The organism is Pseudomonas sp. GW821-FHT05H12, from assembly GCF_059419385.1.
The window spans coordinates 1-11248 of record NZ_JBWKRS010000071.1; the positions used below are offsets into that span (position 1 = coordinate 1).

General features: G+C 57.0%; 10 protein-coding genes. 4 read left to right on the plus strand and 6 right to left on the minus strand.

Going from position 1 to position 11248, the window contains the following annotated elements:
- Positions 1 to 27: 27 nt before the first annotated feature.
- Positions 28 to 945 (minus strand): AraC family transcriptional regulator, encoded by a 918-nt coding sequence (locus AC07SU_RS30320; RefSeq protein ID WP_494999192.1) that lies wholly within the window; start codon positions 943 to 945, stop codon positions 28 to 30.
- Positions 946 to 1045: 100 nt separating this feature from the next.
- Between AC07SU_RS30320 and AC07SU_RS30325 the strand changes: the two genes are divergently transcribed.
- Together AC07SU_RS30325 and AC07SU_RS30330 are read left to right on the plus strand one after the other, a co-directional pair.
- Positions 1046 to 2083, plus strand: a complete 1038-nt coding sequence (locus AC07SU_RS30325; protein WP_494999193.1) for an SDR family oxidoreductase — start codon at positions 1046 to 1048, stop codon at positions 2081 to 2083.
- A gap of 465 nt (positions 2084 to 2548) precedes the next feature.
- A complete protein-coding gene (locus AC07SU_RS30330; protein WP_494999194.1) occupies positions 2549 to 2977 on the plus strand; it encodes a hypothetical protein in 429 nt (142 codons plus the stop codon).
- Between the two features lie 108 nt (positions 2978 to 3085).
- On the opposite strand, the gene AC07SU_RS30335 is transcribed toward AC07SU_RS30330, so the two are convergent.
- Positions 3086 to 5797 carry an AAA domain-containing protein gene (locus AC07SU_RS30335; RefSeq protein ID WP_494999195.1) on the minus strand — a complete coding sequence of 904 codons (2712 nt, stop codon included), beginning with the start codon at positions 5795 to 5797 and terminating at the stop codon, positions 3086 to 3088.
- 245 nt (positions 5798 to 6042) lie between these two features.
- Between AC07SU_RS30335 and AC07SU_RS30340 the strand changes: the two genes are divergently transcribed.
- On the plus strand, positions 6043 to 6981 hold the full coding sequence (locus tag AC07SU_RS30340; RefSeq protein ID WP_494999196.1) for a tetratricopeptide repeat protein: 939 nt from the start codon (positions 6043 to 6045) through the stop codon (positions 6979 to 6981).
- Between the two features lie 649 nt (positions 6982 to 7630).
- Here AC07SU_RS30340 and AC07SU_RS30345 read toward each other — a convergent pair.
- The 4 genes from AC07SU_RS30345 to AC07SU_RS30360 all read right to left on the minus strand — a co-directional run bounded on the left by AC07SU_RS30345 (position 7631) and on the right by AC07SU_RS30360 (position 10038).
- Positions 7631 to 7873, minus strand: coding sequence for a hypothetical protein (locus AC07SU_RS30345; RefSeq protein ID WP_176995428.1), 243 nt, complete (start codon positions 7871 to 7873; stop codon positions 7631 to 7633).
- Between the two features lie 94 nt (positions 7874 to 7967).
- Positions 7968 to 8213, minus strand: coding sequence for a DUF3630 family protein (locus AC07SU_RS30350; RefSeq protein ID WP_494999197.1), 246 nt, complete (start codon positions 8211 to 8213; stop codon positions 7968 to 7970).
- Between the two features lie 47 nt (positions 8214 to 8260).
- A complete protein-coding gene (locus AC07SU_RS30355) occupies positions 8261 to 8992 on the minus strand; it encodes a hypothetical protein (RefSeq protein ID WP_494999198.1) in 732 nt (243 codons plus the stop codon).
- A 95-nt stretch (positions 8993 to 9087) separates the two neighbouring features.
- The gene (locus AC07SU_RS30360; RefSeq protein ID WP_494999199.1) at positions 9088 to 10038 is read right to left on the minus strand and encodes a LysR family transcriptional regulator; all 951 of its coding nucleotides are present in this window, start codon (positions 10036 to 10038) and stop codon (positions 9088 to 9090) included.
- 98 nt (positions 10039 to 10136) lie between these two features.
- Between AC07SU_RS30360 and AC07SU_RS30365 the strand changes: the two genes are divergently transcribed.
- Positions 10137 to 11248 (plus strand): MFS transporter (locus AC07SU_RS30365; RefSeq protein WP_494999200.1); only part of this gene is annotated, 1112 nt, incomplete at its 3' end.

The window sequence follows — 11248 nt, forward strand, 5'->3', positions numbered from 1 at the left end:
TTGAACAGATCAAGGCACTCAACCGACTCATCCTTTCGCAGCAAACCGCCACGCCTTGGGTGCGAGCCCCGTCTCCCGCTTGAAAGCATGGCTGAAGGCGCTTTCGGAGGTGTACCCCAGCGCCTGCGCAACCGTGCCGATATGTTCGTTGCCTTCACGTAGCGCGCGCTCAGCCAGCCGCATCCGCCAATGTGTGAGATATGCGATTGGCGTCATCCCTGCCACGGTGCGAAAGTGTTGTGCAAACGTCGTTCGTGACATGGCGCATGCGCGTGCCAGGTCTTCCAGGTGCCACGAGCGGGCAGGATCGCCATGTATCAATTGCAGGGCTGGTGCAAGACGGGCATTGCCAAGCACGGCCAGCCATCCCGCCAGCGGTGAACCGTTGGTTTCCAGGTGAGCACGCAGGATCTGGATGAACAGCAGTTGAGCCAAGTGGGCGGATGCCAATTGCGCGCCTGGCTTTGGGGTTAACCGTTCCTGCACCAGTTGATCAAGCAGCCCGCGAAAAGAAGCGGCTTCAGGCGCCGCAGCCGGCACGTGAATCCACGGCGGCAGGACCTGTCTCAACAGCCTCCCACTGACAGGGTCGAGGAGTACGTGACCCCCAATGTGTGCGAAATCGTCGCCTTCACCAATGGGCACGTGGGATTTGCCCGGGCCCGAAAACACAGCCATTGCATCGGTGGGTTCGACCCCCGGATCACTGGCGAGCACGAAAGCGCGTTTGGTACTGAGTAGCCCCACATCACCCGTGCGGAACAACGTCGGGCTGTCGTCGCCGTCGACCGTGACCCAACAACTGCCTTTGATGACCGCAAAGAATTTAATGTTGTCCGGAGCAGGAAAACGCAGCGCCCAGCGCCCGCCTGCGGTAAAACCGCCTGTCACCAGCGATTCGGCGCGGGCGAGTTTGAGGATGTCGGAAAAAGGATCGTTGTGCATGTCCGTACTATCGCGCAAGCCTGGCGTACGATCAAATATTCAGAATCCGGTAGCAGGCCGGTAGCCTTTCCTGACGATCAATCCGGTGAGGAAGGCGGACATGAATGAGCAAACTGTATTGGTAACCGGGGGCACAGGTTTTATTGCCCAATACTGCATCATCACACTGCTGGAAAATGGCTTTAAGGTTCGTACAACTGTGCGCACGCTGGCGCGCGAAGCTGAAGTGCGCAGGCACCTGAAACAACGCAATGTCGACCCGGGGAGCGACCTGTCGTTTGTGGTCGCCGACTTGATGTCCGATGACGGTTGGAAAGAGGCCGTCGCTGGTTGTCGCTACGTGATTCACGGTGCATCGCCTACGCCGTCAGGCAACCAGGTGACTGAAGCGGACTGGGTCAATCCAGCCATTGAAGGAAACTTGCGTGTACTGCGCGCCGCGAACGAGGCGGGAGTCAAGCGTGTTGTCCTCACCTCGGCGTTCGGTGCGGTTGGTGTCGGCCATTCAGCTGACTACCGCCGTCCGTTTGATGAGACCGACTGGAGTGATGTCAGCGGTGATGTCTGGGCGTATCAGAAATCAAAAACGCTGGCGGAGCGCGCGGCCTGGGAATTCATCCAGAGTGCTGAGGGGCAAGGTCTTGAACTGGCGGCAATCAACCCGGTCGCGGTGCTGGGCCCGGTATTGGGCGCAACCTACTCTCACTCCACCCGGATCATCAAAGACATGCTGGAAGGACAGCCTGGCTGCCCGAACATCAATTCGTGTTTCGTGGATGTCAGGGATGTGGCCGAGTTGCACCTGCTGGCCATGACGCATCCGGCCGCTAACGGCGAACGTTTCCTGGCCAGTTCGGGCGACAGCTTGCCGATGGTGCAGGTGGCACGCACGCTGCGCGATCATCTGGGTGAGGCGGCCAGGAATGTTTCCACTCAGGAACTGAGCGATGACAACATCCGTACCGCTGCCAAAACGAATCCGATGATGCTGGGCATGGTCAAGCTGTTGGGCGTCGATATGAGCGTCACGGCGGCCAAGGCCATGACACTGTTGGGTTGGGCACCTCGCAGCCCGGAGGACGCGATTATTGCTACGGCCAGGAGTTTTATCGAACTCGGTTTGATTGAACATCACTGAGGTGAGGCGTGTGGGCGTTTGATGGCTGGCAACCGTGCGCTTCGGGTCGAAAGCAGCCTGATGTGAGGGGTTGCCCATAAGCCCGCTCCATGATGACGCGCGGAGCGGGAATCATCGGCACCACTGACTTGATGAAAATGTTAACGGCATAAAAAACGGTTTTTACCTCAGCTAAAGGGCTGTAAGAGGTTGCTTCGCCGTTTTAACTGTTCCAGAAAACGTCGTAACCTTGATCCGCTCGCGAAACCTGAGAGCGGTCTTCTCGCGTCGATATAGAAAGCCCAGTCTGACGTTACACGCTCTAGGCCAGAAGCTGATGCAACGAAGTCCGTTGCGTTGGTGGATACATTGATAACGTGTGTAATTACGCCATCACTGTCGGGCGGACGTTCTGGCCTAGATATCCTACGATGACTGACTGCGGTCACTCTGATTTTATGACTCTCTTGTGCTTAGAGGCCTCTCTTGGATATCAACCGGCTACTGAAAAAGCGGCAACTTAACGTTCAAGAACAGAATACGATCACGGCACATAAGATCTCGGTCACCGCTAGCTATTGGCGGGGCAGGGGAGTTCCTGCTTGCTTGGCCGAGTACGCCGAAAGCCAAGGTGTAGTCTGGTCCGATACCGTCGTTCTCAAATTGGAAATAGATTTTCCCGGCATGCCCAGCTTATTCGGACTACTGCTCACTCAAGCCGAACAATTCATTGCGTTCGAGATTGAAACTGATAGTGCACACCTGACGATTCAAACAGTCGAGCGCTGGGAGGACATCTCTGCCCATCAGGATTACTCGGTGTCAAAAAGAGGTGTGAGAAAAGGTTTTGCAGCTATAGCTTTAGAGGTAAGACGGCAACTCCTTGCGTTGCCGCAATATGAGTCGCCCCTCTAATGCTTCGCTCATTGAAAAGGCTTTCCCGTGTTCAGGAAGCGACTACCCGCGCGGGGCCGTATTGGGTCGATTGCTACCATCATCGACTGACGACCTCTAACTCAGTGTTTATGCGTCATGGGCATGGCTGGCCCACTGTCCTATAAAACCGCCAATTTTGCGTTCGATGTCACTTTCAACTGTCCGCAGCCGCAAAATAGGAATGCCACTTCTCGCCAGAATCTCGTTTTTCATGGCGTCCCGAGCAGCCTGCACGGGGTGGTCGTGGTACCCGCCGTCGACCTCGATCACCCCTATCGGTTTCTTGCCTACTTTGAAATAGATCACGAAATCGCAACTGGCGCGCCTCATGAACGCTCGCTGGGGCTCCGTCCAGTCGAGGCTACCCGGCGAGGCAATCTTATCCAGGTCGATCTGTGTGTGGAACTTCAATGCCTGGCACGCTGGGGCTGACAGCGCTTCGCGCAGCAACTGCGCCACAATCTGCTCGGACTTGTAGCGTGAATCCTCGGACCGCAGGCGAGCCTCCAAGCGCGCCAGAGACTGGTCGCATTCGCGGTACAGCAGGTCGAATGCCGACACCACCGGCGCGCGTACGATCTGCTCATCTTGCGCGTAATAGCTGATGTAGCGGATCAGTGCGGCGATGTGGCTATTGTTGTCAGTGAATACCTCGTCGCCGGTCACCAAGGTGAAACGATGTTTGGCCCGCGAAACTGCCACGTTGACCATGCGGGGGTCGTCGACGAAATCCAGGCGTGTTCGCGTCTGGTTGTAGCGCTTCTTGTCCAGCACGGTGGAGAAGACAATTTCGTCGCATTCGCGGCCCTGAAACTTGTGCACGGTGTCCCTGACGAAATCCGTCGGCAAGTGTGTGTCGCAAAGGTTGACTTGCGCCCGGAACGGGGCGATGTAGCCACGACCTTCGTCGTCCATTCCCACCGGAGGCCCCTCGTCCTCGAGCACCTTCAGTAGGGAGTCCAATTCCCGAAGGTTGGTGTTCTTTCTGGCATGGTTTCCCTTGGCTGTCACCACCAGGCGAAGGGGGGCTTCGCCCTTGTCCTCGGTCATCGGCACCAGTGCGTTGTCGTAGAATTGTTGGTTGCAGAACTGGATGATCCTGGGGTGACAGCGGTAATGTTCTTTCAGCAGGGTTCTGGGCAGCGCGTCCTGGAATACGGCAATGCACGAATCCAGCAGGCTGTAGACCTCGCAGTCATAGGCCTCGTCAGGTGCTTGAAGCCCCAGTGCCACAGGGATATGCGGCAACTGACGGTTATCTCCAACGACGATCAGATTCTTTGCGCAGCCCAGTGGCAGGATGCCCGGCACGATGTCCTGCAAAGAGGCTTCGTCGATGATTACGTAGTCGAGGACCGCTCCCGGCGCGATCGAATTGACGATAGAGTGCGTACCGCTGCCCAGTATAGGAAATCGCTGCACGAAGGCATCGAAATGCTTGCAGTAAGTTTTGGCATCAAAGCTGCCCGATGGCGGCTCCTGAAGTTGTAGGTGCTGCTTCAGGTGGTGCATCGATGCTGTTGTCAGCTCTTTCAGCAGGGCCGTGAAATTCGCGCGTGCCAACGATTCGCGGCACTCCCGTAGCTCCGTCTCCTTGTCCTGTAACGACTTGTCGTAGTAATGCATCTGCAGTGCGTGGAAAACCGCTAGGCGCGCCTCGCCCTCAGCGAATGGCTGTGTGCGAAAGATCCTGAATTTAAACAGTAGCTCGATGCGGTCTTTGAAATGAATGCGCTGTTCGCCGAGGTAAGCCAGGTAGGCTATGAGGTCTGCAGTCTTGCGCGGTGTCAGGCCGTACTTGTCGAGTGAACCTGTGGTCTGCACATCACTTTCTGCTTGCCACTGTTGCAGGTAGCGCCGCTCAATGACCAGCTCGTCCAGCTCGATTTGCAGTTGTGCCGCCCTGTTATGGTCTTGCAAGTGCTTCTTCAAGCGAGTCAGCAAGGCCTGGATCTCATCTAGGGACGGTGCCGGCTCAGGCGCGCTTGATGGCCACGCAGGCAGTTCGGCGAAGAAGGCTTCACGTTTGTCCTGGTTGCCAAGCTTGGCGACCAAGTGGCCCAGACCGTACTTCTCCAGCTTTTCGTAGACGTTTTCCACGGCAGCATTGTTGTTGGACAGCACCGCTACCGTCTGCCCACGTAACAGAATATTGGCGAGGATGTTGAGGATCGTCTGGGTCTTGCCGGTCCCGGGCGGACCTTCGATCACGCTGATTTGCGCGCTGAACGCCCGCTCTACCGCCTGAAGTTGACTTTCGTTAAGCCCGAAGGGATAGATGAGATCCTGACCTGGCGCCAGCGTGCCATTACGCCCCGAACAATAGGCTTGCAAGGCGGTGCCAGCAATGGCGGGCAGTTTTCCGAGCTGGCGCACCACATTGTTGGCAATTTCACGGTCAGTCTTCGACTCGGCGTGATCCTGTCGGGCATTCGCCACGGTAGTGAAGTAGCGGAAGACAGGCGATTCTTTCATTGATGTCGCGGCCGTAAAGCCGATACCGTCCATCTTGTAGACGTAGGGTTTTTTGGCTCCCGTGTAGTGCACGACGGCATATCGCTCGCCGTAAATCGTCGCTTTAGCAATGGGCGTGACGACCGCGCTGCCGGATTTGTGCATCAGTACATCGGTCAATTCGCGGGTGGGCGAAACATGGCAGTTACTGAGCGGGCGAGTGTATTTCTTGTTGGAGGGGAAGTGACAGGTCAGCTCCAGGGCTTCGTACTTTTCGCTCCAGCGAATCGCCCAGTCGCTGATTTTTGCAGTCTTGTCCTCACCATCCATCTGAATCGAAGCCATCTTCCATTTCCCTATGCGTCTGACATCCGGCTTTGCTGTGCACCGGATGCTGCTTTCTCCAAGAGGAGTTATATTGCCATCATTGCGTGGAGGGTAGAAAGACGGTGGAAGTTGTACGCGATCGAGATAGCAGTTGCTGATGAGCCGGCTGCGCAAGTAAATAACTAAGGATTGAATGAACGATGGAAGCCAACAGCCGTCATGGCATGTACGGACACAGGTAAAGTATGACTCGGAACCTCTCGTTGATTGCGCTGTTGTTCGCCTTGGCTGGTTGCCAAAGCCTGGGCGACATGGGGAAAAACACCGCGGACTACATCAAGACGGCACGAAATAATCCGGCATCGATGGACCTGCAAAGCACCCGCTACGAGCCGTTTGGCACCTTCGATTACACGCGTGACGACAGCCAGAGCAATGCCTGCCATGAAGCCATTTATAGCAGGGAGATTGCATCCGCTAGCCTGAAAATGGTGAAGGAGGGGAGCAATGCTGGCAATGCAACGTGCCAGCATGTACTCGGCACGTTTTACGAGAGCGGAAATGGCGTCACTCAGGATTTCGGTAAGGCCCGCAGCCTGTATCTCGAAGCGGTAAAGGATGACCCATATGCCTATGTTGAACTCGGACGCATGGCGCACGATGGGGTGGGCGAACCCGCTGATCTGGTCAAGGCCCGTGATTACTACCGACTGGCGGGGCGAGCGGGTGCGGTGGCGCTGGGTGGGATGATGGAGCACGGTCAGGGCGGTACACATGATGTGCCCGCAGCTTTGAAGCTTTATGTTGAGGCGACGCAGAAATATGGCGACTCAGCCTGGCAGGCGATGCGGCCGTTGTTGGCGCGAGGGGTTGAACTCGACGCCGAGCAGGTGCAGAAATACAACCGGTTATGGATTGAAGGATTGGTACGCCAACAACGCATTCGCTTGGTGATGTCTTCGGTGTTCAAGCATGTCAGGGCATCCGGTCAGACCTTCACGGTCACCGTGCTTTATCAGTTTGCAGTGGGGGAGACCCGTTCCAAGGCCTATCTGGTCAAGAGCTGTGGCGATCCGATGATCGACAATCTCGTTGTGGCGGCCGTGGACCGCCTATCCATGAAAGACCTCTATTTGACTCCGGGAGGAAAGGGGGCTCCAAGTATTCAAGTTCCGATCATGCTGATGCCCAGTGCTGGTTGAAATTGCGTGTTGTCATTGGCGTCATTGCCGGCTCGGACTTTGTAAACACCAACCGTGCCATCGCCGTTGAATTTATATGGTAAGGAATTCCAATGTTTCAAGGTCGATCTCGGCGTAGCTTCCCACATCACTTTTGTAGAGCCAGATCCGAGAGACCCCCAGCTCCGTCTGCAAGAAAGCGACAAGCTGCCCAAGGGGGCCGTTGGCCTGTGTCCTGGTCGGACTCACGACAGTCGCACGCCCTGGTTCGTTATCGTATGTTCTGATCAGGAACATATTCCCTTCGTTCTGCACGCTGTGATTATAGCCACGGTACTCATACCCTAAATCGTGGTCGACATCGTCAAAACGGGTAGATTTCACTATCTTCACAGCAGCGTCCAACATTCGGGTTCGATAAGAGCATCGCTTTGCGAAGCGCTTTGTTCAAGGGGAGTATGAAGGTCAACCACTGGCGTTCGAAACTCCCGATCGAAGCCAACGCATAACTTGCGATCTTCATCGGTGTGACCTTCATGTCATTGAGGCAACCCAGACCCAGCGGTGGGCTCCCTGTTTTTAGAAAACCTAAGATTTCTGCCGAAGCCACCCCATGCAACAACGACGACGGCGCTCTATCCGCCTCAATACCTGTATCCCATTCTCCGGGTCATGCAGACGACAAAGCTGCCGGTCCGTGAAAATGAAAAAGGCGCAAAATTAACCTCGAAGCTTTTTCACCATCAGCCTCGTAGAGTTTGCGCAATGAATCTTGATCGTTGAGTTTGTGTAGGTTGAAGTGATTATAGAAGGCTTGGCCCAATCGCTGATGCTTGAAGCCTCCTTGGCCCCACAGCCGGATAAACTCGTCATAGACTGCGCGTTCGATCTGCAGCGATAAATTAGTTTCCATCTTCGGGTAGTCATCAACGAAAGACTCAAGTTTACGAACCGACTACGAATCTCTCAACCCTCACAGTCTGCAGCTAAGAATGGTTAAAACCAGCCTATTCAAACAACGCACGTACTCGTTGAGCCATCTCATCGGCGTTATCAGGTACATCTACCGAAATGCCCAGATAGTGTTCAAGGTGCAACGTGAGCATCTGTTCACCCGCCATCAGATCCCAGTAGCGCTCATCCAGGCTGTCGACTTTTTCTTTCCAGTAACCGCCCAGCGCTTGTTCAAGCTTCTGAGCCACGTCCTCGAAAAGTTTCCAGTCGGCGTGTTCCGATATTTCTATGGTCACCATGCTTCACCTTACGGGAGTTGATTACGCTTGGATGGGTATAGAGGGCACTACCACCACCTCCACCAGGCCTTCTGAACAATCACCTCAGGCGCCAGCGAAGCCCCCTCAGAACTTGCGATCTTCATCGGTGTGACCTCCACGCCATCGAGGCAACCCAGGCCCAGCGGTGGGCTTTCTACGCGCAGGAAACCCATGATTTCTGCCGAAGCCACCCCATGCAGCAACGACGACGGCGCTCTATCCCGCCTCAATACCTGTATCCCATTTTCCGGGTCATGCAGACTACTCACATCGCAGCCTTCAACGCCCTCCAGCAGCAGCGGCTGGACCGTGACTGTCCCAGGCTCATAAGTGATTTCCAGATCACCGCACACGCAACGCAACCTTTGCAGTTCACCCTTCGACGAGATGCACACAAAATCCAGCCCGTCGTCATCGGTGCAAACGCTGCAAATGTCTAATTGAAGGCTTTTACTGAGCGCCAGGTTGAGGTTCAAGAACGCTCTCTTGAAGGTGTTGGCTAGCCGGGCGCTCTCAAGCACCGTGTACACCCGCGACAACGCTGCCAGTTCTTCAGGCAGCTCAAGGGGTACATCCTTGATGGGCGGCATGGATGTGAAGGGCCATTTGCGTTCTGCGCCGGCCTTGAACGTGTCCAGGTAGAACGACGTGGTGTTTTCATCCCGGTGCAATGACCAGCCAATGCTCTTCGGTAACGTGGAAAGTGGCTCCAGCGCCGGCATCACGCTCATCGCGTGAGCCACGACAAGGTGTCCCATGGTTTAGATCCTTCTGATACAGGACTGAATCGGCGAATGGCTCGAAACGGGCAGGCACAGCGTAGGCAGAAAACATCCAGGCTGCCAGAACCGGCTTACAACCTCCCCATACGCGGCACCTCAAGGTCGAGCAACAGCTCTTCGGTGGCGCGACCAAACTGCTCAGTCAAAAAATCCAGCAACACCCGCACCCGCGGAACCCGGTAGCGATTGCCGTGCAGCACCGCGTAAACACCAGCCTCACGCACACAAAACTCCGGCAAGAGGACCTTCAGCCTTCCGGCACGGATGTCGGCTGCGGCGTCCCAAATGGTCTTGCGGGCGATGCCGTGCCCGGTCAGCGCCCAGGCGCGTGCGAGTGCGCCATCGTTGGTTTCCCAGGCCTGGCTCATGGGCACGGTGTGGTTCCATTCCTGGCCGTCCACCGTGAAGTGAAAGGTGTTCAAGGGGCCTGCGGACGTTACCAGCACGATGAACTTGTGCTGATCCAGGTCGGCGGGAGTTTGAGGTTCGCCGTATCGCGCCAGGTAATCGGGCGAGGCGCAGAGTACTCGCCAATTGGGTGCCAGCTGCTTGGCGATCATCGAACTGTCCTGGGGCTGGCCAAACCGGATGGCCAGGTCGACATCATCCTGCACCAGGTTCGACACCGAATCCGACAAGGTCAGCGCCACGCACAACTGCGGATGCAACGTGCTGAATGCCTCCAGCCAATCGTTTAAAAGGTGGCGGCCAAAATCAGCCGACGCGGATATCCGCACCTTGCCCCGCACCTCTGTTTGACTGGCTTGAAGCCCGGCTTCAGCCTCATCGATCGCCCGCAACGCGACCCAGCACTGCTGCAAGTAAAACCGGCCTTCTTCCGTGAGGCGCAGCTGGCGCGTGGTGCGATCAAACAACTTGGTGCGCAACGCCGCTTCCAGCTTGATAAGCCGCGCGCTGGCCGCAGCAGGCGACAGCGCCAATTTGCGCCCCGCGGCCGACAAACTGCCGAGTGCCGCCGCCTCGACAAACAAACGCATATCACCCAATCGGTCAGTGGCCATATTCAATTTAGTTTTGAAAATTCATCAAAGGGTAGGCCAATTATCAAAACCAATGCAATTCCCCACACTCGCGCCTCCTATCCCGTTGAGCACAGGTCATGAACGGCGAATCGCAACTTGAAAATAGCGTTTTAAATCCACCCGGCGAGAGCGAACATCGCACCACTGCACGCCTGCCACTGGCGGCCCTGTTGGCCCTGACACTGGGCAGCTTCATCGCCACCGCCAATGAAACCGTCCCTGCAGGGCTGCTGCCACAAATCGCCGAGGCATTCGGCGTGTCGCAAGCTTGGGCGGGCCAGCTGGTGACCCTGTGCGCACTCGGTTCCGGGTTGGCGGCCATTCCGTTGACCCTCGCACTCCAGGGCTGGAGCCGGCGTTTGGTGCTGCTGCTGGCCATCGCGGTGTTTGTTGTGTGCAACGCGGTGACGGCCCTGTCGCCCTTGTTCTCCTTGACGCTGGCTGCCCGCTTCTTTGTCGGCATCGCCACCGGCCTGGCCTGGAGCCTGCTGGCCGGCTACGCCAGACGCCTGGTCCCCCCGGCATTGCACGGCCGCGCCATGGCACTGGCCATGCTCGGCATCCCACTGGCCCTGGCCCTCGGCGTACCGCTGGGCGCCTGGCTCGGCCAGCTCCTGGGCTGGCGTTGGGTGTTCGGCACGCTCTCCGGGCTGAGCCTGTTACTGATGGCCTGGACCTGCCTCAACGTGCCCGACTACCCAGGCCAGCGTCCCGACCGACGCCTGCCCCTGCGCACCGTCCTGCTGACCCCAGGCGTGCGGCCTGTACTGGCGGTCGTCATGTTCTGGATTCTGGCGCACTACACGCTCTACACCTACATCGCCGCCTTCCTGGCCTCCGTCGGGATGGCTGACCAGGTGGAGCAGGGGCTCTTTGCGTTCGGCGTGGCGGCCTTGGTTGGGCTATGGATCACGGGCGTGCTGATTGATGGCAGGGTTCGGCGCCTGATGGTGCTGAGCCTTACCGCCTTCACCTGCGTTGCGCTTGCCTTTGGGGTGGGTGGGCTGTCTGTGAGTGCGATTTATATGGGCATGGTGCTGTGGGGCATGAGCTTTGGTGGCGCGCCGACCTTGTTGCAAACCGCTTTGGCGGATGTTGCGGGGGAGGGGGGTGATATTGCGCAGTCGATGTTGGTGACGGTTTTTAACCTGGCGTTTGCGGGGAGTGGGGTGGTGGGTGGGGTGATGTT

Excerpts from the sequence above, each read along its gene's own strand:
- AC07SU_RS30335 (WP_494999195.1), bottom strand. The coding sequence starts at position 5,797 with ATGGCTTCGATTCAGATGGATGGTGAGGACAAGACTGCAAAAATCAGC.
- AC07SU_RS30320 (WP_494999192.1), bottom strand. The coding sequence starts at position 945 with ATGCACAACGATCCTTTTTCCGACATCCTCAAACTCGCCCGCGCCGAA.
- AC07SU_RS30355 (WP_494999198.1), bottom strand. The coding sequence starts at position 8,992 with ATGGGACACCTTGTCGTGGCTCACGCGATGAGCGTGATGCCGGCGCTG.
- AC07SU_RS30360 (WP_494999199.1), bottom strand. The coding sequence starts at position 10,038 with ATGGCCACTGACCGATTGGGTGATATGCGTTTGTTTGTCGAGGCGGCG.
- AC07SU_RS30345 (WP_176995428.1), bottom strand. The coding sequence starts at position 7,873 with ATGGAAACTAATTTATCGCTGCAGATCGAACGCGCAGTCTATGACGAG.
- AC07SU_RS30350 (WP_494999197.1), bottom strand. The coding sequence starts at position 8,213 with ATGGTGACCATAGAAATATCGGAACACGCCGACTGGAAACTTTTCGAG.
- AC07SU_RS30325 (WP_494999193.1), top strand. The coding sequence starts at position 1,046 with ATGAATGAGCAAACTGTATTGGTAACCGGGGGCACAGGTTTTATTGCC.